This window comes from Neobacillus ginsengisoli (assembly GCF_030813055.1).
This window is the reverse complement of the sequence record NZ_JAUSTW010000013.1, coordinates 28153-51443: the sequence shown is the minus strand read 5'-3', so window position 1 is coordinate 51443 and position 23291 is coordinate 28153. Positions and strand designations below refer to the sequence as shown.

At 37.6% G+C, this 23291-nt stretch carries 26 protein-coding genes and 2 riboswitches; of the genes, 18 read left to right on the top strand and 8 right to left on the bottom strand.

Going from position 1 to position 23291, the window contains the following annotated elements:
- Nucleotides 1-2 precede the first annotated feature (2 nt).
- The 12 genes from J2S10_RS25250 (at nt 3) to J2S10_RS25195 (ending at nt 8038) form a co-directional block, all read left to right on the top strand.
- The gene (locus J2S10_RS25250; protein WP_307413641.1) at nt 3-956 is read left to right on the top strand and encodes a DUF979 domain-containing protein; all 954 of its coding nucleotides are present in this window, start codon (nt 3-5) and stop codon (nt 954-956) included.
- A 33-nt stretch (nt 957-989) separates the two neighbouring features.
- A complete protein-coding gene (locus J2S10_RS25245) occupies nt 990-1751 on the top strand; it encodes an IclR family transcriptional regulator (protein ID WP_307413640.1) in 762 nt (253 codons plus the stop codon).
- A 45-nt stretch (nt 1752-1796) separates the two neighbouring features.
- A complete protein-coding gene (pcp, locus tag J2S10_RS25240) occupies nt 1797-2444 on the top strand; it encodes a pyroglutamyl-peptidase I (RefSeq protein ID WP_307413637.1) in 648 nt (215 codons plus the stop codon).
- A 53-nt stretch (nt 2445-2497) separates the two neighbouring features.
- A complete protein-coding gene (gene pxpB, locus J2S10_RS25235) occupies nt 2498-3208 on the top strand; it encodes a 5-oxoprolinase subunit PxpB (RefSeq protein WP_307413636.1) in 711 nt (236 codons plus the stop codon).
- Complete coding sequence (locus J2S10_RS25230) at nt 3205-4230, top strand: 5-oxoprolinase subunit C family protein (protein WP_307413635.1); 1026 nt, start codon at nt 3205-3207, stop codon at nt 4228-4230. The genes pxpB and J2S10_RS25230 overlap by 4 nt, the downstream gene beginning before the upstream one ends.
- A gap of 72 nt (nt 4231-4302) precedes the next feature.
- Nucleotides 4303-5079, top strand: coding sequence for a 5-oxoprolinase subunit PxpA (pxpA, locus tag J2S10_RS25225; protein WP_307413633.1), 777 nt, complete (start codon nt 4303-4305; stop codon nt 5077-5079).
- A gap of 332 nt (nt 5080-5411) precedes the next feature.
- On the top strand, nt 5412-5630 hold the full coding sequence (locus J2S10_RS25220) for a DUF1659 domain-containing protein (RefSeq protein WP_307413631.1): 219 nt from the start codon (nt 5412-5414) through the stop codon (nt 5628-5630).
- A 36-nt stretch (nt 5631-5666) separates the two neighbouring features.
- Nucleotides 5667-5885 carry a DUF2922 domain-containing protein gene (locus tag J2S10_RS25215; protein ID WP_307413629.1) on the top strand — a complete coding sequence of 73 codons (219 nt, stop codon included), beginning with the start codon at nt 5667-5669 and terminating at the stop codon, nt 5883-5885.
- 82 nt (nt 5886-5967) lie between these two features.
- The gene (locus J2S10_RS25210; RefSeq protein ID WP_307413628.1) at nt 5968-6111 is read left to right on the top strand and encodes a YvrJ family protein; all 144 of its coding nucleotides are present in this window, start codon (nt 5968-5970) and stop codon (nt 6109-6111) included.
- A 435-nt stretch (nt 6112-6546) separates the two neighbouring features.
- On the top strand, nt 6547-6948 hold the full coding sequence (locus tag J2S10_RS25205; protein WP_307413625.1) for a hypothetical protein: 402 nt from the start codon (nt 6547-6549) through the stop codon (nt 6946-6948).
- A 1-nt stretch (nt 6949) separates the two neighbouring features.
- The gene (locus tag J2S10_RS25200; RefSeq protein WP_307413623.1) at nt 6950-7609 is read left to right on the top strand and encodes a PspA/IM30 family protein; all 660 of its coding nucleotides are present in this window, start codon (nt 6950-6952) and stop codon (nt 7607-7609) included.
- 228 nt (nt 7610-7837) lie between these two features.
- Complete coding sequence (locus tag J2S10_RS25195; protein WP_307413621.1) at nt 7838-8038, top strand: hypothetical protein; 201 nt, start codon at nt 7838-7840, stop codon at nt 8036-8038.
- 163 nt (nt 8039-8201) lie between these two features.
- Here the strand turns inward: J2S10_RS25195 and J2S10_RS25190 are convergent, their stop codons facing one another.
- A complete protein-coding gene (locus J2S10_RS25190) occupies nt 8202-9125 on the bottom strand; it encodes an LCP family glycopolymer transferase (protein WP_307413618.1) in 924 nt (307 codons plus the stop codon).
- 396 nt (nt 9126-9521) lie between these two features.
- Nucleotides 9522-9571, bottom strand: a riboswitch (cyclic di-GMP riboswitch).
- A 461-nt stretch (nt 9572-10032) separates the two neighbouring features.
- Between J2S10_RS25190 and J2S10_RS25185 the strand changes: the two genes are divergently transcribed.
- Entirely contained in the window at nt 10033-11013 is a 981-nt protein-coding gene (locus tag J2S10_RS25185) for an LCP family protein (RefSeq protein ID WP_307413615.1), read from the top strand.
- 224 nt (nt 11014-11237) lie between these two features.
- Here the strand turns inward: J2S10_RS25185 and J2S10_RS25180 are convergent, their stop codons facing one another.
- From J2S10_RS25180 to J2S10_RS25160, 5 genes are all read right to left on the bottom strand, one after another.
- On the bottom strand, nt 11238-11360 hold the full coding sequence (locus J2S10_RS25180; protein ID WP_307413612.1) for an anti-repressor SinI family protein: 123 nt from the start codon (nt 11358-11360) through the stop codon (nt 11238-11240).
- 25 nt (nt 11361-11385) lie between these two features.
- A riboswitch (cyclic di-GMP riboswitch) is annotated at nt 11386-11469 on the bottom strand.
- A gap of 1085 nt (nt 11470-12554) precedes the next feature.
- Complete coding sequence (locus J2S10_RS25175) at nt 12555-12626, bottom strand: YjcZ family sporulation protein (RefSeq protein ID WP_370876287.1); 72 nt, start codon at nt 12624-12626, stop codon at nt 12555-12557.
- Between the two features lie 95 nt (nt 12627-12721).
- Entirely contained in the window at nt 12722-12850 is a 129-nt protein-coding gene (gene yjcZ / locus J2S10_RS25170) for a sporulation protein YjcZ (RefSeq protein WP_307413610.1), read from the bottom strand.
- Nucleotides 12851-13424: 574 nt separating this feature from the next.
- A complete protein-coding gene (locus tag J2S10_RS25165; RefSeq protein WP_307413672.1) occupies nt 13425-14252 on the bottom strand; it encodes a peptidoglycan-binding protein in 828 nt (275 codons plus the stop codon).
- Between the two features lie 786 nt (nt 14253-15038).
- Complete coding sequence (locus J2S10_RS25160; protein ID WP_307413608.1) at nt 15039-15551, bottom strand: CBO0543 family protein; 513 nt, start codon at nt 15549-15551, stop codon at nt 15039-15041.
- Between the two features lie 363 nt (nt 15552-15914).
- Here J2S10_RS25160 and J2S10_RS25155 point away from each other — a divergent pair, with 363 nt between their 5' ends.
- The 4 genes from J2S10_RS25155 to J2S10_RS25140 all read left to right on the top strand — a co-directional run bounded on the left by J2S10_RS25155 (nt 15915) and on the right by J2S10_RS25140 (nt 18064).
- Nucleotides 15915-16724 (top strand): TrmB family transcriptional regulator, encoded by an 810-nt coding sequence (locus J2S10_RS25155; protein ID WP_307413607.1) that lies wholly within the window; start codon nt 15915-15917, stop codon nt 16722-16724.
- Between the two features lie 19 nt (nt 16725-16743).
- The gene (locus J2S10_RS25150) at nt 16744-17361 is read left to right on the top strand and encodes a LysE family translocator (protein WP_307413671.1); all 618 of its coding nucleotides are present in this window, start codon (nt 16744-16746) and stop codon (nt 17359-17361) included.
- Between the two features lie 221 nt (nt 17362-17582).
- Nucleotides 17583-17714, top strand: coding sequence for a hypothetical protein (locus J2S10_RS25145; protein ID WP_307413605.1), 132 nt, complete (start codon nt 17583-17585; stop codon nt 17712-17714).
- A 170-nt stretch (nt 17715-17884) separates the two neighbouring features.
- The gene (locus J2S10_RS25140; RefSeq protein WP_307413603.1) at nt 17885-18064 is read left to right on the top strand and encodes a DUF2187 family protein; all 180 of its coding nucleotides are present in this window, start codon (nt 17885-17887) and stop codon (nt 18062-18064) included.
- Nucleotides 18065-18764: 700 nt separating this feature from the next.
- Here the strand turns inward: J2S10_RS25140 and J2S10_RS25135 are convergent.
- Both J2S10_RS25135 and J2S10_RS25130 read right to left on the bottom strand, forming a co-directional pair.
- Nucleotides 18765-20459 (bottom strand): multicopper oxidase family protein, encoded by a 1695-nt coding sequence (locus J2S10_RS25135; protein ID WP_307413602.1) that lies wholly within the window; start codon nt 20457-20459, stop codon nt 18765-18767.
- Between the two features lie 946 nt (nt 20460-21405).
- A complete protein-coding gene (locus J2S10_RS25130; RefSeq protein WP_307413600.1) occupies nt 21406-22191 on the bottom strand; it encodes a TrmB family transcriptional regulator in 786 nt (261 codons plus the stop codon).
- A gap of 112 nt (nt 22192-22303) precedes the next feature.
- Between J2S10_RS25130 and J2S10_RS25125 the strand changes: the two genes are divergently transcribed.
- The gene (locus J2S10_RS25125) at nt 22304-23071 is read left to right on the top strand and encodes a TSUP family transporter (protein ID WP_307413598.1); all 768 of its coding nucleotides are present in this window, start codon (nt 22304-22306) and stop codon (nt 23069-23071) included.
- Nucleotides 23072-23291 lie beyond the last annotated feature (220 nt).

Below are 23291 nucleotides of genomic sequence, written 5' to 3'. Positions count from 1 at the left end.
TCATGTTTATTTCTATTGAATATGTTTATATGTTTCTAGGAATTATCACGATAGCAGGAAGTATTTATACATTTTCAGACCGTAAAAATCCACGACGTTTCACATCAGGGCTTTTCTATTGCTTATATGGGGTATCACTTCTATTTGGCAAGGTGATTCCGCCTTTTTATATGGGTATTCTCGTTATTGGTCTTGTTTTAATTGCGGGCTTCGGCGGGTTAAAGCTTGGCAGTTACAATGAGGCAAGTGTAGAAGAAAGACAGAATAACCGTAAACGCTTAGGCAATAAGCTCTTTATTCCTGCTCTATTAATTCCCATTTTAACTGTCGCAGGATCAACAGGCTTAAAAGGGGTAAAAATCTTCGGTACCTTTTTACTGGATCAAACGAGTTTAACACTTGTATCGTTAGGTGTTGCTGCCTTCATTGCGCTCATTATCGGCTTATGGATGACAAAGAGCTCACCTGTCACTGCGATTAAGGAATCAAGGCGATTGATGGAGTCAATTGGCTGGGCTGCTTTACTGCCGCAATTGTTGGCGACGTTAGGAACTGTTTTTACTACTGCTGGTGTTGGAACCGTTGTTTCGAAGTTAGTAGGCAATGTGATTCCGGCTCATTCTCTTTTCTGGGTCGTGTTTGCCTATTGTATCGGAATGGCCTTGTTTACCATGATTATGGGGAACGCATTTGCCGCCTTCCCGGTCATGACAGCAGGAATTGCTGTACCTCTTCTGATCAATCAGTTTGGAGTGAATGCCAACCATGTGGCAGCAATCGGAATGTTTGCCGGTTATTGTGGAACATTGATGACACCAATGGCAGCAAACTTTAACATTGTTCCGGCCGCCTTGCTGGATTTAAAGGATAAATACCAGGTCATTCGAGTCCAAGTTCCGACTGCACTCATTCTTTTAGGGGTTAATATTCTGTTTATGTATTTGTTCTCGCTATAATTAAGAAGAGATTGGGAAAAAGAGGAGCAAGGGATGCAAAACAAAAATATAACAGTTGTGAAATCGATGGATGTGTTGAATCTTTTTTTACATCATTCAGAACTGACATTAAATGAAATGGTTGAACTTTTGGGGGTGCCAAAAACATCTGTTCATCGGATGGTCGGGTCGCTCGAAACGATGGGATTTCTGCAAAAAAACAATGAGGGCAAATATTTGCTTGGGCTGCAGTTTTTACAGTTCGGCCAGTTAGTTGCTGATCGATTGGATATAAGGCAGCTCGCCTTACCAATCATGAAGGAACTTAGGGATAAGGCGAAAGAGGCAGTTAACCTGATTATAAAGGATGGCAATGATGCCATATATATTGAAAAATTAGACACGCCGCATCCCGTCCGGCTTTATACAAAAGTTGGCCGAAGAGCCCCGTTATATGCAGGGGCTTGTTCGAGAATTATCCTGGCCTTTTTAAAGAAAGAAGAACAAGAACACTATTTACAGGAAACGGAACTGACGGCTATCGGTACTGGGACCATTACGGATAAGGATCGAATGAGGCAGGTTTTGGCAGATGCTAGAAAGTTTGGTTATACAATAAGTTATTCTGAATTGGAAAATGATACGGTTTCCATTGCTGCACCGATTTTTGATCATACGGGCTGTTTGGCTGCGGGACTCAGCATTGCCGGTCCTGATTCTCGCTTTGGGACCGATCGTCTTCCAGAATTAATTGACTCAATCAAGAATGCCGCAAAGGAAATATCTTTTCGATTGGGCTACCGGGAAGGGAACTAATAAGTAGGCAGATCCCCTGCAATGAACAAAGAAAGAGGGAGAACAATGAAAAGGGTTTTAGTAACTGGCTTTGATCCGTTTGGTGGTGAAGCTGTCAATCCGGCATTAGAAGCTGTTAAAGAATTGGCAGGAACTTCTACGGAAAAATACGAAATAAAAGTCTGCGAGATTCCAACGGTTTTCTATAAATCGCTTGATCATTTAGCAAAGGCAATCTCTGAAACCCAACCTGACATCGTCATTTGTGTCGGGCAGGCGGGAGGACGTTCCGATATTACGGCTGAACGGGTGGCGATCAATGTGGATGACGCCCGGATTCCGGACAATGAAGGCAATCAGCCCATCGGTACTGCTATAGTGGAGGGTGGACCTGTCGGGTATTGGTCGACTTTACCGATTAAGGCAATGGTGAAAGAGATGAACGATAAAGGGATTCCGGCTTCCGTATCGCAAACGGCGGGAACGTTTGTGTGCAATCATCTGTTTTATGGGTTAATGCATCAGCTTGCATCAATGAATAATGCCATTATTGGAGGATTCATTCACATTCCGTTCCTCCCTGAACAGGCTGTGAAAAATCCCGGTCAGCCGAGCATGGCGCTAGAAACCGTTGTAAAAGGATTAAAGGTAGCAATCGAGGCAGCCGTAACATTTGAAGAAGACATCGTTGCTCTTGGCGGTCAAATCAGCTAATAAAAGAGGAGAATGTAAAATCTCCTTTTAACTGGAGTAAGGAGGGGAGTAGAATGGATCTCGACCAATTTTCTCCGCTCGGGGATTCGGGGATTGTTGTCAAAATGGGCGAAGGGATTGACAGAAAGACACATGAAAAAGTGATTGCTTTATCATGCTATTTAGAGGAACACCCTTTTGAGGGGATGATTGAAATCGTACCCGGCTTTACGACGGTGGCCGTTTTTTATGACCCAATCCGGCTGTTTAACCAAGGGGTATCGTTTCCATATGAATGGGTCCATAGTAAATTGAAAGAAATTGTCTCACAATTCTCGAACAGGAAAGTAGAAGAAGCGAGAAGGATGGAGATTCCTGTTTGCTATGGGGGGGAATTCGGCCCGGATTTGTCGGAAGTTGCCAATCATAATGGTCTAACACCGGACGAAGTAATTCGTATTCATTCCGAGGCTGAGTACCTTGTCTATATGATCGGCTTTGCCCCCGGGTTCCCTTATTTAGGAGGCATGGACAAGCGGATCATCACACCCCGCCGTCGTTCTCCTCGTTTAACAATCCCTGAAGGCGCTGTGGGGATAGGCGGGGAACAGACAGGGATTTACCCAATTGAAAGTCCTGGCGGCTGGCAGCTTATAGGGCAGACTCCGTTGTCCTTATTTCAGTCTAGAGAAGATCCGCCAAGCCTGCTACGTGCCGGAGACATTGTTCGTTTTCGACCGATTACACGGGAAGAATACGATCATTTGGGAGGGGCAGATTCATGAGTGTTGAAGTACTTCAATCAGGACTGAGCACAACCGTACAAGATTTGGGGAGATTCAGTTATCAGCAGCATGGTGTCATCGTGGGCGGGGCGATGGACACACTCGCTTTGAAGCTTGCAAACCGCCTTGTCGGTAATCCTGAGAACAAAGCTGCGCTGGAAATCACGCTTCTTGGACCGAGATTAAAGTTTCATGAAGATAAGCTTATTGCCATTTGCGGCGGTGATTTCTCCCCTTTGATAGACGGGAAACCGGTACCATCTTGGCGTCCCATCTGGGTGAGAGAAGAAAGTGTCCTGGAGTTTGGTCATGCGAAAAAAGGCTGCCGCGCCTTTGTTAGCTTTGCAGGCGGTATGGATGTACCCAAAGTCCTCGGAAGCCGAAGCACCTATTTACGGGCAGAAATTGGCGGATATAACGGACGGCCTTTAAAAAAAGGCGATCACCTGCAAACGAAACAGCCTAAAGCTATTAGCTTAGAACTTATCGGACTTTTAGCAAATAAAAGTGACAGTGCCCCGTTTGTGGCAGCAGACTGGTACATTGGAGAAAACATTCTCCCTTCATATGAAAATTCAACCGTTCGTGTCATTCGAGGACCACAGTTCAAAAACTTCACACCAGAAAGCAGGCGTGCCTTTTTTGAACAAGAATTTCAAATTACTCCGCAATCTGATCGTATGGGGTACAGGTTATCCGGCTCCAAGGTAGAATTGAAGCAGTCGCTGGAACTTCTTTCTGAGGCAGTAACCGCAGGAACGATTCAAGTCCCGTCTGATGGTCAGCCCATCATTCTCATGGCAGACCGGCAAACGACCGGTGGGTATCCAAAAATTGGTTTCGTTGCTTCTGTTGATTTGCCGATTTTAGCTCAGCGAAAACCTGGAGAAAAGATCAGATTTAAGGAAATTACTTTGATGGATGCACAGCAAGCAATGATGAGAGTAGAAAGAATGATCAAAACGGTCTCACACGGAATCGAATTGATCACACGCAGTAACATCAATGCGACTCGCTCGTGAGTTTTATTTTTATACATGGTTCGGTGAATACAAACTTTGTTTTTTTATAGTATCAAGGAAGGGGGCAGTAATATGTTTGTAGATTTAAATTGTGATATGGGTGAAAGTTTTGGTGCGTATCAAAAAGGAAATGACAAAGAAATTTTAAATTACGTAAGCTCAGCTAACATTGCTTGCGGCTTTCATGCAGGAGACCCTACAACGATGAGAGAGACGGTTAAGCTGGCATTGGAAAAAGGCGTTGCGATTGGTGCACATCCCGGACTGCCGGATTTAATTGGATTCGGTCGTAGAAACATGGATGTTTCTGCACAGGAAGCTTATGATATCGTTCTCTACCAAATCGGGGCTCTCCATGCTTTCATCCGTGCGGAAGGGGGAAGCTTGCAGCATGTCAAACCGCATGGGGCGTTGTACAATATGGCAGCGAAAAATTCGGAGCTAGCGATGGCAATTGCCGAAGCCGTTTACAAGGCAGACCCAGGGTTAATCTTGTTTGGCCTAGCAGGAAGTAATCTCATCAAGGCTGGAGAAAAACTCGGGCTGCAAATCGCCCATGAAGTATTTGCAGATAGGACGTACCAACTGGATGGGACGTTAACGCCGAGAAAACAAGCAAATGCCTTAATAACCAATGACGAGCAGTCTGTTAATCAGGTCATAAGAATGGTAAAAGAAGGACGCGTCCGAACTGTGCAAGGGGATGATACATCCGTTCAAGCAGATACGATTTGCATTCACGGTGACGGTCAACACGCCCTTGAATTTGCTCGCAAAATTCGTTCCGGCCTCGAAACAGAGGGTATTGAAATTCGTGCCTGGTACGCCTCGAAGTTTGTCCAAGGGTGAACCGTTGACATTTTCCAGTCTTGTGTGTGGGTATTAACAAGAAAACAGGAAAACCCTTTGTCCAAAGCAAAAGGGTTTTTTGCTTTTTGTAACTAGGAGTTTGGTAAATGGAAATGAACGAGTAGCTGTTTATACCTACTTCCATTTTTTGTTCAGGAATATAAAAAGTGGACGAATGAAGTCCTCCATGTTTCGCAATTTGCTCCAATTAAAGAGACAAAAGACGACCTTATGTTTCATAACATTCCACATGAGCAATAGAAAACAGCCCCTCTACCATGTCCTTTTTCTCCCTTTTTTTATATATAGAAGGTGAGAGGAGGTGGTAGACAATGGCACAGGCAATGTTAGCAGAAACAAAGCTGCGATTGGTCTTTGAAGTTGGAATGGATGAGAAGGGAGCTCCCATTTTAAAAGCAAAGACATTGAACAACATCAAGAAAGAAGCAACAGCAAATCAGCTCTATCAAGTGGCACAAGCATTATCTGTTTTGTGCAAGGATCAGCTGAGCAGCGTTGAAAGAGCGGATAACACCGAGATTCTAGCCTAATGGCTGGAGATTCGATTACGGTAGGAGGTGAAAGGGATGGCTAAAACATTGGAATTACAATTTGTGACCGAGTTCGGGAAGACAGCTCGATTGACCGTTGATAATCCAAAAGAACCAGTGAATGAAGCGGTTGTCAAGCAATCGATGGCAGACATTATTGCTTCAGACATTATTAATACAGCAGGCGGCAATTTAGTTTCCGCTCAAGGTGCTAGAATCGTAGAGCGTAATATAACTGATTATGAACTTGCTTAATGAATAGACGAAAGGCCGGATTACTTTGAAGCCGGTCTTTCTTTTTACATGTCATCATAATTAAAAGAAAGGAGATAAAATCGTGGATGAGCTCATACCTATCATCAGTCAGGTAGGATTCCCAATTGTTGTGTCCTTATACTTGCTTTATCGGATTGAAACAAAGCTTGATATGGTGGTCCAATCCATTCAGAATCTGCCCGAACGAATGAAGGAAAGGAATTGACTATTGTCTAGTTCCATTTCAATAACAAAGACGTAAAACAGAGATATTCTTTCATGTCTATGTTTTACGTCTTTTATGATTTCTTTGATCATTTTTTGGAATCAGTACCAGAAACAATCTCATCCTAACAAAATGAAACACTAATTGACATTATTTTCAGCACTTTAGACGACAAAACCCTTTAGAATAAAGGTCTGGCGGGATGTTTAATCAAACGTTTGTTTAAGAAGCATTTCCTAGGGAATAGGTCGAAAAATGACATTTTGGAAGCTGCAAATGATAAAAAAAGGCGACAAAGTCCCAAAGAGACTTTTTCGTTTTTTTTAATAAGAATTTTATTTCAAAAATTTTTTTAATAGAAATAGATTTCACCAAGTTTTCACCATTCTCTATTAAACTTCACATCATCAAGGACTGAAAGGAGAAAAGATAGAGATGAATACTAAAGTAAAGTTAGGTATTTTCTGGGGTGCGATGATCGCTTCTATCATGGTTGGAATTAAATTTTTTCAACATCTATTAGGAGGCCATCGGCGCTTTGAAGACGGAAGTAATGGATTTAGCTCGGAAGGATGGGGAAATCAAGGTGGTTTCGGATCCCACCATTTTATGGGAGACCTGCATCATGGAGGAGAATTCCATTGGATCGGGCTTCTATTATTCCTAACTGCTGTAGTTCTATTAGTGAGATGGCTTAGAAGGAAGGCAAAGGCTTCCTCCATGCAACAATTTATTGAAACACCTTTAATAAGTTCACATACACCTGTTATTAACCAAAATGCACGTATTTTAGATCAGTGGGAAAAAGAGTTAACATATAAAAAGGAGAATGAGTAAAATGGGTATTTTTAAAAGAATGAAAACAATGACGATGGCTGAAATTAATAGAATGCTGGATGGTATGGAGAATCCGATTGCGATGTTGAATGAGTATTCGAGAGAAATGGAGCAGGAGATTGCAAAAGGCCAGAAAGCGTTAGCCAGCCAGATTTTTGTGGAGAAAAAACAAGCTGCGCTCATTCTGGAAACAGAAGGACTTTTAGCAAAAAGAGTTCGTCAGGCAAAACTGGCCATTGAACGGGGCGAGGATGAGATGGCGAAATTGGCGGTTCAAGAAAAACTTGTCCATCAAGAGCAGCTAAGCCTTTATAAGGAACAGCTGGAAGCAATTAAGGAACAAACCCGGAATCTTATTGAAAAATTGAATCAGCTGAAGGAAACGTATAACGAAATGCAGCATAAGAAACTCCTTTTAGCTTCACGGGTAAATGTTGCCCAGTCTATTAACCAGATTCAAAAAGCATCATTTAGTTTTCAAACGGACAATATTGGTCGCGGGATTGCCCGAGCAGAGGAACGAATTTTATTGATGGAAGCCCAAGTGCAAGCGGGTAACCAGTTTTCAACTCCAATACTTGAGCGCCTTGATTTTGTGAACGATGAAGAAGTAGAAAAGGAAATGGAAAAATTGAAATATGAGCAGGAAAAAGTAATCTAGTTAGAGGCAGATCATATAGATGCACAGGTAGGAAAGGAAGTACCCCCGAAAGATAGGTAAGGTACTTCTTTTTCTTTATAACGGGGGTGCTTTCGTAAAACTTATCATACCGCGGATTATTTTAGATAATGAATGGCTTGAATGATGATAAGTTGAAATGAAATGTGTATTACAGTCAAGGTGAATTGCCGAAGGCGGGTATATAACTACAAAACGGAGGGTTCGGGCATGAACAAGTTCAACATCAATGACAAGAAGAAAGAATCTAAAATGGCAAAATTCACAAACTGGTTTAGTGGAATAAGGAAAATAGGTAAGTTTTTAGTAGTTTTCGTGACGGTCTCAATGCTAGTAATATTATTTGGAAACGGTGGCAACAAAACCGAACCTGGATATGTAGCGGGAAACGAATCTACGTATGTGGGGTAGTAACAGGGTTTATGTCATAGACAGCAGAGCAGCATTCATGAAGGAATATTTTGGGGTAACAGGAGCAAAGAATGCTCCTTATTTAGCTGAGTTGCTCGAAATATGTAAAATACTCAAACAAAGAAAAAACTGACTGGAATCTCTCCAATCAGCTCGCTTTATTTTATAGATTTAACTGTGTCTTCAATTCATTTTGAACTCTTTGTTTTTCTTCTGCTGATACAAGTCCGTAATAAATCTTGTCTATCATTGTTCCTTTTTCTGCTATTTCCACTTGCTGTATGTTATTGCCTGCATCCCGATAATTTTTTTGAATGTCCATTATTTGATCGAATGTAAGATTTGTTTTTATATTTTTCCCAAGAGCAGAGAAAATGGTGGAATAATTCGTTAATGATGAAAGGCTTGTTCCTTCTTTGATCACTGCTTGAAGAATTTCACGTTGTCTTGCTTCACGTCCAAAGTCACCTCTAGGGTCTTCGTGTCTCATTCTGGAAAAACTTAATGCTTTTTCACCGTTTAGATTTACTGTACCTACTGGAAAATGAACACCATCTTGTGTGAAGTCTAAGTTATTTTGAACGGTAACACCACCAACAGCGTTCACCAAATCTTTAAATCCATCCATGTTAACCTGTATATAGTAATCTATCGGAATATCAAGGAAGTTCTCCACCGTATTCATTGACATCGGAACCCCACCAAATGCATAGGCATGGTTGATCTTATCAACCGTTCCTTTTCCTATGATCTCTGTGCGCGTATCACGTGGGATACTAAGCATTTTTACTGATTTGTTGTTTGGGTTGACAGTTAATACAATAATCGTATCAGACCGGCCTTGGTCCCCAGGTCGTTCATCCACACCTAACATTAATACAGAAAATGGATCTTTTTTTGGCAAAGCAACAGGTTTTACCCGTTTCTCTGATTGCTTACGATCAATTGGCTGGTTCATCGTTTCTACAGCATTTTTAAAGGACTTGAATACTGAATAAGTATAAACTCCACCCACAATCAATAATACAAGTAGAACGATTCCTGTTCCTTTTAACCATTTTCGATTTTTCTTTTTTTGCGACTTCATTTGATAAATCCTCCGGTAAATTTACAAAATATTTACATCTAATACATAGAATATCAAAAAAGTAGGAAAATGGATATGAAAATATTTGGATAATAGACGGGTTTAATAAATGATTGAATCTAAAAGTAATTTCGTTTAATTTTACCTGTAGAAAATAGTAACTCTTTAATTCTAGTTTTTTTCAGGAGAAATCTAATAAGGATCCCAACAAAAAATTAGGATCTCATTAGTTTATAAATTATGTGCTAGAAATGTGAATAAAGCACTAAGTATGACGGTCCCTGTCAAAACTGTAATATAAAATAGAATCTTGTTTCTCTTTTTCTTTCTAATTACTTCTTCTGGTGTAAGCCAATAGTTGGACATCAATTACTTCCCCTTTTCTCCCTGATGGTGGCTGGCAGGCTTTGCGTCATCACTTTTCAGTGACTTTGCCGTTTGTTGGCACTTTATATTATAAATGGGAATTTGTAAGAAATCATCAAAAATCTGTTACTTTTGTATTATTTTAACCGAATTTGCCGACTTTTTTCTAAAAAAGAGTATGCCATTGGTATGAGTCCCTGTGAATTTCCTTATATTACATTCAAAAATACCAAAAATCCCACTTACACAGATTGCACCATACAAAATGAACTCAAAAGAGGAGAACAGAATTTAATCGAATCAATACTTTACCAGGTAGTGATCCTTAGTGTAGAAACAGGATTGCCGAACGATTGAAAGCCTGCTAAAAAGCTCCATTCGATTTTTTGGCTAGGAATAGGGGAAGGGGCTTCAGCGTCCGTGTATGTGTGACGACAGGAAACGGAACGATGAATTGTTGCTGACAGTCATTCCAAATGGTGGTAAAATATTATGAATATTATAAAATTACCAGAAAAATACTAAACCAAGCGGAGGGATTATGAAAAAGAAGGGAAAATGGAAAGTTATTGGCTACTGCTTTTTAGGGATTATCATTGTTGCAGTCGCAGCCATTGGATTTGAATACCATCAGCTGCAGCCACAGAATCATTTTAAAACCATTCCTGTTGTTGCTACGGGGAAGGCAGTGACGCCAGGAAAGCCAGAACAGCCAGAAGAGCAAAAACAAACACAACAGCAAACCAATGCGAATGCTCCTGGATTCAACATTTTAATCATGGGATCAGATGAAAGACCAGGTGAAACGATTGGGCATTCCGATACTATGATGCTGGTGCATGTTGATTTGGGGAAAAATCTCATTAATGCGGTAAGCATTCCGCGTGATACTCGTGTTCATTTAGATGGTTATGGCTATACAAAACTAACGAGCGTCCAGTATATCTTGCAGGCCAACAAAGGGCCTAAGCAAGGGATAGAACAGGCGGTACAAGCGATTAGTGAATTAACAGGAGTGCCGATTAATTATTATGTTGAAACCAATTTTGAGGGCCTTCAATCGATGGTAGACGCCATGGGCGGTATCACAATGAATGTACCAGCTGATGAAAAAATAAACAATCAGGTGATCAATGCCGGTGCTCATTCCTTTGACGGTAAAATGGTGTTAGCACTTGCCCGTGAGCGCCATTCCCTAGCAAACGGCGATTATGGACGACAGCAGCTTCAATTGGAGGCTTTAAAAGGGATTGCCAAAAAAGCTTTAAGCCCTAGTAACATTCCAAAACTGCCATCACTTATCAATTCCGTCTCAAAATATATGATTGGTACCAATATGTCAACGTCCGATATGTTAAGTCTTGGTCTTACAGTGAAAAACTTTGATCCTAACAAACAATTAAATTACCTGCAACTCCAAGGGGTTGGAGAAAGTTTATACGATGATATTCTAAAGGCAAAGAATGATCAAATCGTGATTGATCCGCAACAAATGAAAAGTATCATAGCCCAATATTTTTAAAGTTAAGGGGATTTACATTTATTCCATCCTATAACAAAGACGTAAAATATAGATATTCTTCATGTCTATGTTTTACGTCTTTTTGATTTGTTTGTCTAATGTATTTAAAAGAGAAAGACTTATTTGTAAACTGAGGGAGAACAAGGGAAGTTAAATAGCTGATTTTAATAAAAAAGTAGTTATGAAAAATGGAAGACTCCAATAAAAAAAAAGACCTATAAAGGTCAAGCGGATTGATTGAAGAAATCCCTTATTTCATCAACAGATATGCCGGTTTTTAATGCTTCCAAAATCAGTTCTGCCCATTCTGTATCTAATTCTTTTTCGTCAATCAAAGTAGGTACCATGTTTCCTCCTAAAATATAAATTATTTTAGGTAGCTCAGCCATCGTCGTTTAGAACATTAGACCTGTAGCTTTGCGTCCCAATCTTTCAATTGGTTTGCCTTTATCTTTTAAAGTACTAAAGCCCCATAAGAAAATATTACCATAGTTGTTCTGTATACAGAACAAAGAAAATTCGAAAAACTTCGACATTATTTTCTCTTTATAGTTGGCATTTAGAAAGAAATTCATCTTTACCAATAATCCTATTGTTTTGGTAAAGATGAACGAATAGGAGATTCTAATAGTTTGGCTATTTATCTAGGAAACAACCTGAATGATTAGGTTGTTTCTTTATTGATGTCGCATTGAAAAATGGAGTAGCTTTTGGAAGACCGAAATCAACCATTACAGAAGAATTTAAACAAGTCTACAATCGATGGAAATTGGGAGAGATGACACCTATGAAGGCGATGGAGGAAATAGGGATTAAAAAGACAACTTTTTTATAAGTTAGTTAAGGAGTACGAAATAAAACTGAAGAGTACCAATATATAATAGAAAGAACTCGTAAAAAATAACTTTTGCTCGCGTTGAGCAAAGGCTTCGATCAAGAAAATGGGATTTCTATTTTGAAGTTTAGAAGAGGTTGTGAAGGTTTGTACTTAAACTAAAGGTAGCAGTTTAGTTGAACAAGAAAAATTCCACTCAAGGATATTTAATTATAAATCCTGCACGATAAAACGGGAGTTTCGTGCAATAAACCATTTGCAAAAAAATAAATGTGGAATTTTTATTCCCATCTGTTGAACTTTCTCTATAAAAAAGAGTCCGTAGACTCAAAGGAAACACTTTTTTAAATCTGTTTTAATCATTTGTCTAAAAGAATCTGCGTCGTCTTCTTTCGAATTCAAAGCGTCTTCTTCTTTCTAATTCGATTTTAATTTCAAAGGATAAACGTCTTCTTCTATTTATATAAAGAAAAGAGAGGCGATTAAAAAGAAGGGAATGAAATCAAGAAAAAAGCCTCGACGCATAAATATTCCTCTGGATGGGTCAACCCTTTCTATTACTCCTCTGTGAACTCTTCCAAAATGGTCCCTGATCTCACAAGCACGTCCAACGTAATTTCGCATTTTAATTTATCCTCCTTTCATTTCAGCAGTCTAATTGTCAAAGAGACAGATTAACTTTCAACCTGCCCTTTGTTCCGTACAATTAGTAGCCCGTAAAAGAAGTTCCTACAATGATAAGCAGAATGAACAATACCACGATTATCGCAGTAGACATTCTCAATCCATCCATTTATAACACCTCCAGCACTTGCTGATCTAAATAGACTTTGCTCAAAGTCCAATGTCAAAACGTGTTTAGTTTATTAAACATTAAATCACACTTGTTAGTACGATAATTAAAAGGATGAACAATACTACTACTAAAACAAATGTTGAACCTCCGCCATAGCCACCGCCGTAGCCATAACCGCCGCCGTAGCCGCCGTATCCAAAGCCCATATTTTTCACCACCCTTTTGAATATCCAAAGTATAAACACTCGCTATATATATATATTTCATAAGACGAGAATCGATTGGACAAACATCATAGAGTTAAGACAAAATTCGAAATTTGCTTAAACAAAAATGAAAAGGCATCTGCAATACATGCAAACGCCTCTACGGTGTACTTCAATATGCTGGATGTGAGGTAGTAATAATATATGCACTCAGAATAAAACTGAATGGACAAGTGCTGATTAAAAGTAAATTAGGCAGGAAATTAAAAAAATATAATCATTCTAGACCTCATACTCTTACTATTCTTGCTAGTCTATTATAAAAGGATATGTAAATTAGAGAAAACGCATCATATATGTAGGAGTAATGAATGTAATAAATTAATTCACTAACGGGTGCAATAGTTGATGATCACCAGCTGCTTCGGCGGCTTTTTTGCTTGTTCCACTAACGTAAGCAGGTTAGCTTTATCAAATTGGTTTGACAGTACAAAAAAGACATTCCTGATAAGAATGTCTCCTTATTGAAAGGCTTTCAGCTTGTTTAAAAAGTTTTGATTTTGGATAAAAACACTCATTTAGGCGGTGTAATACCATTCAGAAGATCCCATGTGTTTAATCCAAACGTATATTGAAAATGCGGATAATCAACTATAGTCTTAAATGTTCCTCCCCATTTAAGACCTAACTGCTCTCCTAAATGCCCCATAGTAAAATATTTCTGTATATCATTTGATACCTGACTATTTTCAACAGGTGCGGCATCAAAGGCTAATCCCCAGTTGTGATAGGAGTCTCCTCCTCTGGCATTTGAAACAATTGGTCCAGGTGTTGTTCTCCCTTGAGCAAATAATCTGTCTGATTCGTCCCAGCTTCTGAATGCCTGAGTAATCTTAACATCTAAATTATGCGATCTTGTCAATTCCAGAAATCTTCTTGCAAGCATCGCAACGTGCGGTTGGAGTGAATTTATGTCATTTAAACTCGGACGCTTATCTATATTATCCTGTGGATGTGGATTAAACAATTTTCTTCGTGTTCTTGGTTCAACAATTCCTGACGGGGAAAGCCCATTATGGTTTTGGAATTTTCGCACTGCATCTGTAGTATGAGAGCCAAACCACCCGTCAGGATATCCAGTATGATAGCCATAGGAATTCAATAGTTTTTGTACAGCTTTAACATTTTCAATTAATAATTTCCATGTAAGAGATCTTACAATGCCATCACTTTTTATTTCAAATCGGTCCTGAAAATTTTTTGTTGCATTACTTGTCTTTGAATCAAATATACCATCTATCGTAAAGTTGTTATAATTAAGTGCTAATCCATTTAAATCCATTTGCAGTAGTTTTACATAATGACCTTTAGAACCTATCCCAATCGTTGGTAACCCCGGCATATCTCTACATCCTTTCATGATTTTAAACATGATATCGTCTAACAAAAGTGTATGGGGATGAAATTTGTCCTGTTCCAACAGTGCAGTTACTAATCTTATTAGAGTATTCTGTACAGCATCTTCAAGGGTAACTTTGCCCAAAGTTATCTCTAATGCTAATTGAACGGCTATGAATAATGGGTCTATCAACTTGAAAAGCAGGATACTAATAGATTTGTGAACTATTTCACTTAAACTATAGGGGGCTTTACTATCACAACAAATGGACTGTTTCGGCAGTCCTTTTTCATTATCGTTATTCAAGTAACGTGGCAGGTTAGTGAAAGAAGAAGAATGAAAATTCCTTGTCTATAATGTTGCATTTGACAACAACAGTGCAACAAATAATAAAAGCTAGGAATTATCTATCTAGCGATTATTTAGCTTATTAACTTTTTTGTCAATTTTGTAAACATAATAAAAAAGTACTGTAAATGGTGGTGAGTAAACCAGCTAAAATAGCAATAGAAAAGATTATTCCAAGTTTTTTCTTCAATCCTAGAAAAATAAAGTAGACCCCTTTATCAAAGTAATCATCTTATTTGTAACCAACATTTGGAAAATTATGAATTAAGTATCTTACGCATTTCGAAGATACTATGCATTATAAGAAAAAGTACTTGTTGCAATAAAAGGTGGAAGAGTTAAACAAAGGAATTGTAAGGGAACCTCATTTTTCTTATATGATAAGAGGCAGTAATCTTTGAATAGAGACAATGGAAATGTCAGAACTAATGGATTAGGTGTTTATTTCATATTACTGATTGGCACTTTGAAAAGCCACAACAATATCACTGGTGCTACTACAGATAGGGCAAAACATAATAATGGCTTTTTGTAGTGGAGGCGTGCCATAGAAAAGAATGTAATATCAAATAATACAGACCACATAAAGTTCCATCCATTATAGTAAGAAAATTGCCCTAGACTTAGACTTACAAACTCGAGTGCAGACCATAAGAACACCCAGAAGCCGATCCAAAGAATCTGTTTAATCCAACCAAAGGGATAACGACCTAAATAAACGAGCAATACGCTTGGATAAGCAACAAACATTACCAACAAGCTCATTGTAGTGTGGTTTGGGAATAGTGTTGTAGGCTCGTACTTCCATAGAGAGTGGTTGTATGTAAGAAAGTTATATAGTAAATCAAATACAATCGTATATAAAATGGTTGCTTGATATTTCGTCCAGTTACGCCAATCACCCCAACGCCAAGCTACAAAAACATCTATTACTGTCACTAGAATATTGAACATTCAAATCAGCCTTTTTCTTTTTTGCTTTTTATTATTCTCGTCCAGCTCCTAATTCATCCGTAAACATCGTCCTAGAATTATTACTGATGAATTTACCTGCTAGCCTTACTTTTGGTAACCAATGGGGGCATTGCTTTAATAAAAGACGATGCCTTTTGGTGAGTTTGAGTCCCAGAAAGTAAGGTTGGGCTGTTGCGGCAGCCTTTTTCTTTTTCGACTAACGGGGCAGGTTTGTTGAAGAAGATGTATTAAATATTTTAGTTCTAGTGGTGAGGAAATTTTCTCACTTTTTTTATTTTATTGACAAGGAATTTTATTTTATTTATAGTAGTAATACATATTACAACTATAAAGGAGGTTATTATGGAACATTTAATTGAGCAATTTGAAGAGATTGGATTTTCAAAAAATGAAGCAAAGGTTTATATAACATTACTTAAGGAGCCTGCTATTAATGGTTATGAAATAAGTAAAAAGAGTGGTGTGCCACGCTCAATGGTTTATTCGGTCATTGCAAAATTAGTATTGAAAGAAGCAATCTTAGAACTTCGAACCGAACCACCAACCTATACTCCAGTGCCAGTAAAGGAACTGGTTATGAATCGAAAAAGGAAAACAGAAGAGACCCTTACCTTTTTAGAGACAGAATTGCAAGGTATTGAAAAACCTGTAGAAGTGAATGTAATAAAGCATATTGAGGGACGTATGCAAATCATTCATGCAATGCAAAAATTGATGAAAGCATCAAATGAGGAAATCTGGCTTTCTGTATGGAAAGAGGAGCTAGGGGAATTACGTAGTTCTGCCGAAGAACAAGTTAAAAAAGGAATTACAATGTATTCATTACTCTTTACAGATGAAGAAACTACATCTTTTGGAAACGTATTTTATCATCGTCAATATACAGCTTCAGTCGAAAAACATAGAATGAGCCAAAGATTAACAATCATTATTCAAGATAATCAAGAGGTACTAATTGCAGGTTTTATTGATGGTCAAATCCCACAGGCTATTCAAACGGCTGAACCAATGTTAGTTCTCTTGGCAAAAGAATATATTCGCCACGATATGATGATGAAAGTTGTTACTGACAAATTAGGAAATGACAATTTTAATTCACTATGGCAAGGCAGCGAATTATTAACTTATATTGTTCAAAACGTGAAGATATAAGGAGTTGTTTTTTGTGTATATGCAAGTTTTTTTAGTCGGTGTTTTGGCAGCAATATCACCTGGACCTGATTTTGTAGTAGTAATGAAAAATAGTTTAGGGATAGGTAGAAAATATGGTGTTGCTACAGCACTAGGTATTGCCAGTGCATTAATTGTTCATATAACGTATACCATTTTAGGCTTTACTATCATATTAGATAAATTTCCAACTGTTTTTAATATCATTAAACTTGCTGGAGCTATCTATTTACTATGGTTAGGGTACAAAGGAATTCGTTCGAAAGCACAATCTGAAAGTTCAAAAGAAATAAGCGTAGAACAGAAATTAAAGCCCTCTATAGGGCTTGGTTTTCGTGAGGGATTCCTATGTAACCTTTTAAATCCAAAAGCTCCTTTATTCTTTTTAAGTGTGTTTTCTCAATTTCTTGGACATGACACTCCTGAATGGATGCGATGGGTATATGGTGGAGAAACCATTTTAGCTATTGGACTTTGGTTTATTTTACTAGCGATACTTATTTCAAATAACCATTTTAGAAAACTCTATCAACAGTATATGCATTGGTTTGACCGTGGACTTGGTATTATTTTAATTATTTTTGCGATTACTATCGGGATAACTACGGTTTCTAGTTAAGGGGAATTATTTTAATTTGTGAAGAAATACACTTAAAGTAACGGGTGCAAGAGTTAAAGATCCAGCTGCCATTTTTGGTGGCTTTCTTCTTGTTGCAACGGGGCAGGTTAAAGAAGGAGTTTGGCTGTCTATTGTTGAATAATTTCAAATGATAGTATGGAAGGGATATATTGTAAGAATTAAAAATCTACATCCATTAAATAGGGTTAGGAGCTGGTGGTTTGATTCAATATACTTTAGAAAACTTAGATAAAGCAGCATTATACTTTATTGCAGTTATGTCTGTTTTTATTGTAGGAAGATTAGGTAAAATAATATATCTTTTAGAAGAAAACAAAAAAAGAGATAGGTAATAGTAAATAAAGATATGTGAAATATTTCACTTAAAGTAACGGGTGCTTGAGTTTAAGATAGGGCTTTTGCGGTAGCCTTCTTTTTTATTCGCAATAATTACAGCTAGTATTTTAATTTTTTTCTTGCATCTTTTTATCTTTGCTGAAAATAATAAGTTCGGGGTGATAAAATGGCAACTGCTAAAATCGGGGACAATATTTTATTTAAGCGTGAAGGGAAAAGCTATAATGGAATTGTTACGGTTGTAAGAGAAAATTCCGTTATTGTTGAATACGGATACAATAAAGAAAAAGACGTACCACTTACAACAATAGTCAATCATAAAAATTATAAAATAACTGATTCTTAAAGATATTTTTAATGATTAAAGTTGTTAAAGGATAAGAATACATAAAGATTTAAACAAAATAAATTAAACAAAGAATGCCACCCAAAAAGACCGCCTTAACGATTGCGGTCTTTTTTTCTGATTTGCTTATTAAGATAATTTTTTATATAAAAAGTTCTTTACTGTGTCTTTATTAATCGTTTTCACTACTTTTGAACAACCTCTATCAACTATTTCCAATATCCTCAATTCCTTTAATAGGAACGAAGAACCACAATACAAGTACACATATTTGTAAGATTATTATGTTTTCTATTTGCAAACGGAGTGCAATGCTTTAAGAAGGCAACGCCTTTTTCTTGTTCGACTAACTGGGCAGTTTAGTGAAAGAAGCAATAGGAACATTTGATTAGAATTTTATAATGTTTTGTTCTATTTAACAAAAATATCACGTTTGGATTTTCACACGCATTTTTTGTTGCACTTTGAAAGATTATTGAACCTTTTGAAATATCTTAACATTATATTGATAAATTAATTTTTTGTTTAATTATTCAGGTGAAATAGTGAAAGATTATAACACACTCTTGAAAAACAAATACAAGTTTAGAATTATCTAATTTCTATTGCAATTAAGGAAACATGAAGTACTGACATATAAAAAAGACTAGCTATTAAATCAAAAAAGCTAGTCTTTATTTCATTACTATTACCTTTATTTTTAAGGGTGGCGGTGATGAGGATGGTGATGGTCATGGGAACTTGTCTCATCATGGTCTTCATTACAACATTGAGCAAACGAGTCATCCGGACACACGCCTGGAATCGGAATGCATGGGTCAAAATTATGATTTTGGAGTACTTCGTACGGTCGCATCATATCGTGGTCTTCATGTTCAAGGATATGACAATGCCATGGATAGATTCCTGTAAATGGCCCAAACCGTGCAATTATACGGGTAACCTCTCCAGGATTTGCACGAACGGTATCTTTCCAACCCATTTCACTCGGATCGAGTGGCAGTGGCGGCCCAATGACAGGATTATCATTTGGATCACCGGAGAACGTAGCACGACTCAATATTTGAAAAGTAACAAGGTGCAAGTGAATGGGATGAGTATCCGGTGTAGTATTGTAAAGCTCCCAAATCTCTATAGTCCCATTATATGGGGTTTCTGTTATAGGCAATTGATCCCAATCCAGATTATTTAATAGAAGTTTTAAACGCCCGAACTCATCTGTAGTTTCCACTAAGACATTTTTTCGTACCGTTACAGCATCGGCAGGATCAAGTCTCTCTAGGCAACTTAGCTGTTTTGGAATTTTACTTTTGTCAGGTTTAGAGAGTTTTTGTTTGACACGAAATTCCATAATCTGCGTAAGGTCCGGTGATGGTGGATCGCCACCAGGGAATGGTGCTGGTGCGTCATTTGTTAAAATAATACTTTGACCGTTATGGGTTGAAAAATCGATAACCACATCGACCCGTTCCGCGGGTGCAAGGGTAATTTGGGAAACATTTTCTATCTTTTTTTTCAATAGTCCTCCTTCCGTGCCAATTAAGGTAAATTTTAGACTAGGAGAACTAAGACTAATACGGTAAAAGCGAGCATTGGAGCCATTAAGGATGCGGAACCGGTATTTCCTTGGCTCAACCTCAAGGAAGGGCCATACTTTTCCATTGACTAATATTGTGTTGCCAAAAAACTCAGGAACGACTGATGGATTTGGTAATGTTGGATCTATTGGTGGAGGCGGCTGTGGTGCTGGCGGTGGCTCATGGCCTGGCTGGGTTGGATAGAACAATTTACCATTAGGATAGAACGAACGATCTTGGATGACCAGCGGAATTTCAAATTTTCCACTTGGAAGGTCCAATTCTTCCTCTTCATCATCTCTGAGGATATAAAATCCTGCAAGCCCAGCATAAACGTTCAAACGAGTGATTCCAAGGGCGTGATCATGATACCATAGTGTTGCAGGGCGTTGACAGTTTGGATAAAAATAGACTTCATGGGCGAATTTCGGCCCAACATTTTCAAAATCTCGCGTAAACCATGCCTCAGGATATCCATCATTTTCCGGTCTAACCCGACCTTCATGTAAATGTACAACCGTCCTTACTGAAGGTTTATCTGGTTCTGCACCATGAAGTGTTCGATCCACGGGCAGCAGGTGTTCAAAGGGCAATTCATTTTTCCACTTGACTAAAATAGGCTCATTTCTTCTTACTTCGAATGTAGGACCAGGATACATACCGTTATAACCCCAAACGGTAGTTGGCGGCAAATCGCGATGTAATTTCTGCTTTACTTCTCTCATGGTTACTTCAAAGAATGGAATGCCATCTGATTTATCTTTTGGTTTTATGATTGATGGTAAAGGTAATGCATCTACAAACTTCTGTAAAGACATTTATCTTCCTCCTGTAAAAAAATTAACATACCTTTTATTTTTATTTCTTAAACAGGTAATTTATGACAAAAAAGAGTTGATTCTTGCTCATTTTTATCAGCAGCCCCGGTCCCGATTAATCATCCTTTTTTGGTTTAGGGATCTTTTTTATTAAACCGCGGGCGCTTATGTTAAAAAAAGGGCTGCAGTGGCAGCTTTTTCGTTTCTAAAAAAAAAGATTGTGAAGAATTGCACTTAAAGTAACGGGTGCTTGAGTTTAAGAAAGTAAGGCTGTTGCGGCAGCCTTTTTCTTATTCGGCTAACGGGTCAGTTATTTGAATAAGAATAAATTAATACTTTGGCTATGAAACTTACCCGAAGTTTTTTTCGTACATATAAAAGATTAATAAAAGTTGAATGTTTTGAAGGTTTGAATTTCAATTTGAGGTGAGAATATGCTTTATTGGTCTTTTATTTGTATTTCAGTTTTACTCTATATTATGGGTTTTATTGTAAATAAACAACACAACCAAATCTTTTCTAGGTCTTCCTTACACATCCGATGGTGGTTTAGTTCAATAGCACTTGTGCTTCTTGGAATCTGCATTATAGATTTAATATATGGGTTCCAAAACATAAAAATGGCTGGTTATAGTTCAATTTCATCTTTTTTATTTCTAATCATTTCTTGGTTAACCAAAAGATATAATTAAAACGATGCTCTTGTTGATGTAACGGGTGCTTGAGTTAAATATGTGGCTCCGCCAATGCTCGCTACGGCGGTCTTTTTTTCTTGTTAAACTAACGTAAGCAGGTTACTTCAATAAGAAAATTTCAAAAGTCTCATACATTATATTTCATTTTGTTCGGGGCACAGCAAGTTGAGGTTACTTAAACAATTAAAATAAAGCATAAGTTTTCATTTAGTTACTTATGCTTTATTTTGTTGGTTCTTTAAATATGCTTCTTATTTTTCCATAAAGAAGGCTCTTCGCTCAGTAGTAATCCATTTCTCTAAATCGTCTTGGCTGCGTCGGACAAGTCGATTTACTAGCACATCATGCCACACATAATCCTCTAATAGGTAAATATGAACAGGGTCATCTGTATAAAAAGCAACACTACGCTCCTCAAATGATGGTCCATAAATCATTTCTTTAGAATCTATGGACAAAATAAACCAATGTTCTGTAGATGAGGTTTCAGTAAAAGGTGTGATACGATGCATTTCTACATTACCAATTGGATTTTCAACATGTAGTGTAATACCTTGTACGGTTACTTTTTCAACCGCCTGAGCCAGTTCCTCCTTCAACACCTCATACATATCGTCCCACATCGAAATAATAATACGCTTTTCTGCTTTTTTTATTAACGTCACACAATAGCTAATTATCGATTTATAGTCCTTTAAAGTTATTACACGATTGTCTATTTTTTCTCCAGAAGTTTCTAGACTTCTTAACGTATCACTTATTTCCATATAAGTCGATTGCCATTCTGATTGAGCCTTCTGCAAAAAGATGTCAACAGGCAGGGGTGAATATCGAGCGGTGTCATTTATTTCTTCCTTCATGACAATTCCTTTTTCAACAAGATTATTTAACACTTCATAAATTCGTGCCCTAGGGATACCTGACTCTTTACTAACTTGGTAGGCTGTAACAGGACCTTGTTTAATAAGAGATAAATAAGATTTAGCTTCATATTCTTTAAAACCTAATTTTTTGAGCTGTTCCACTATGTAGTCCACTTTTTTCGTCCTCCAATTGTTTTTTCCTTTAGTATCAACGTTACAATAACTATTTACATTTCGCAATCGATTAGTTACTATTTTAGTAGTGACTACAGAAAGGTTGATTGAGATGCATTTTTACTTAGACCTATCGTTATTATTTATTTTGATTGTTTTTGGATTTTCAGCTTCATTTATTGATTCAGTTGTAGGGGGCGGAGGACTGATTGCATTGCCTGCATTATTATTTACAGGGCTGAATCCAGCAGGAGCAGTAGCTACTAATAAACTAGCTTCCACAATAGGTTCGTTAACGAGTACATTTATGTTTTATCGTTCTGGTAAACTAGATATAAAATCAGTGTTTAAATTATTTCCACTCACGTTTATTGGTTCGATGGTGGGTGCATGGACTGTTCATTTGATAAACCCTGAATTGCTAAAGCCATTGATGTTGGTAATGCTCGCAGCAGTTGCTATTTATACCATTTTCAAGAAAGATTGGGGTAGTATTTCAACCCCAAAAAAATTGTCTATCCGTCACTTCATTATTTTTATGGTTGCAATTTTTGCTATTGGTTTCTATGATGGATTTCTTGGTCCTGGAACAGGTTCATTTTTAATTTTTTCTTTCCTATTGATTGGATTTGATTTTTTAAAGGCTGCGGGGAACGCAAAATTTTTAAACTTTGGTAGTAATATTGCTGGATTGTTGATGTTTATGTTTTTAGGACAAGTAAATTACACTTACGGATTAATAATGGGTATTGCACAACTTGCTGGGGCGATTTGTGGCTCAAAATTTGCGATTAAAAGAGGAAGTAGTTATATCCGTGCAATATTTATTGCAGTAACCTGTTTATTGTTAGCGAAGAATATTTATGATTATATTCAATAATTTTTAAAATACTGTGCTTCCTTCTAGGTCACAGTATTTTATTTTGCTTTATATACGGGTACTAAGTTAACAATTAAAGTTTGTGAAACACTGTACTTACACTACTATGAAAGAACGTAGTTTTCTTACATTTTCTGTGGAGAAGCTCTGCTTCATGGGTGGCTAACGGAGCATTCTCGGACCGCAAGAAATGTTCTTATTCGCTCAGAGACGCCCCTAG

Excerpts from the sequence above, each read along its gene's own strand:
- J2S10_RS25250 (WP_307413641.1), top strand. The coding sequence starts at position 3 with ATGTTTATTTCTATTGAATATGTTTATATGTTTCTAGGAATTATCACG.
- J2S10_RS25245 (WP_307413640.1), top strand. The coding sequence starts at position 990 with ATGCAAAACAAAAATATAACAGTTGTGAAATCGATGGATGTGTTGAAT.
- pcp (WP_307413637.1), top strand. The coding sequence starts at position 1,797 with ATGAAAAGGGTTTTAGTAACTGGCTTTGATCCGTTTGGTGGTGAAGCT.
- pxpB (WP_307413636.1), top strand. The coding sequence starts at position 2,498 with ATGGATCTCGACCAATTTTCTCCGCTCGGGGATTCGGGGATTGTTGTC.
- J2S10_RS25230 (WP_307413635.1), top strand. The coding sequence starts at position 3,205 with ATGAGTGTTGAAGTACTTCAATCAGGACTGAGCACAACCGTACAAGAT.
- pxpA (WP_307413633.1), top strand. The coding sequence starts at position 4,303 with ATGTTTGTAGATTTAAATTGTGATATGGGTGAAAGTTTTGGTGCGTAT.
- J2S10_RS25220 (WP_307413631.1), top strand. The coding sequence starts at position 5,412 with ATGGCACAGGCAATGTTAGCAGAAACAAAGCTGCGATTGGTCTTTGAA.
- J2S10_RS25215 (WP_307413629.1), top strand. The coding sequence starts at position 5,667 with ATGGCTAAAACATTGGAATTACAATTTGTGACCGAGTTCGGGAAGACA.
- J2S10_RS25205 (WP_307413625.1), top strand. The coding sequence starts at position 6,547 with ATGAATACTAAAGTAAAGTTAGGTATTTTCTGGGGTGCGATGATCGCT.
- J2S10_RS25200 (WP_307413623.1), top strand. The coding sequence starts at position 6,950 with ATGGGTATTTTTAAAAGAATGAAAACAATGACGATGGCTGAAATTAAT.
- J2S10_RS25195 (WP_307413621.1), top strand. The coding sequence starts at position 7,838 with ATGAACAAGTTCAACATCAATGACAAGAAGAAAGAATCTAAAATGGCA.
- J2S10_RS25190 (WP_307413618.1), bottom strand. The coding sequence starts at position 9,125 with ATGAAGTCGCAAAAAAAGAAAAATCGAAAATGGTTAAAAGGAACAGGA.
- J2S10_RS25185 (WP_307413615.1), top strand. The coding sequence starts at position 10,033 with ATGAAAAAGAAGGGAAAATGGAAAGTTATTGGCTACTGCTTTTTAGGG.
- J2S10_RS25180 (WP_307413612.1), bottom strand. The coding sequence starts at position 11,360 with ATGGTACCTACTTTGATTGACGAAAAAGAATTAGATACAGAATGGGCA.
- yjcZ (WP_307413610.1), bottom strand. The coding sequence starts at position 12,850 with ATGGGCTTTGGATACGGCGGCTACGGCGGCGGTTATGGCTACGGCGGT.
- J2S10_RS25165 (WP_307413672.1), bottom strand. The coding sequence starts at position 14,252 with ATGCCGGGGTTACCAACGATTGGGATAGGTTCTAAAGGTCATTATGTA.
- J2S10_RS25160 (WP_307413608.1), bottom strand. The coding sequence starts at position 15,551 with ATGTTCAATATTCTAGTGACAGTAATAGATGTTTTTGTAGCTTGGCGT.
- J2S10_RS25155 (WP_307413607.1), top strand. The coding sequence starts at position 15,915 with ATGGAACATTTAATTGAGCAATTTGAAGAGATTGGATTTTCAAAAAAT.
- J2S10_RS25150 (WP_307413671.1), top strand. The coding sequence starts at position 16,744 with ATGCAAGTTTTTTTAGTCGGTGTTTTGGCAGCAATATCACCTGGACCT.
- J2S10_RS25140 (WP_307413603.1), top strand. The coding sequence starts at position 17,885 with ATGGCAACTGCTAAAATCGGGGACAATATTTTATTTAAGCGTGAAGGG.
- J2S10_RS25135 (WP_307413602.1), bottom strand. The coding sequence starts at position 20,459 with ATGTCTTTACAGAAGTTTGTAGATGCATTACCTTTACCATCAATCATA.
- J2S10_RS25125 (WP_307413598.1), top strand. The coding sequence starts at position 22,304 with ATGCATTTTTACTTAGACCTATCGTTATTATTTATTTTGATTGTTTTT.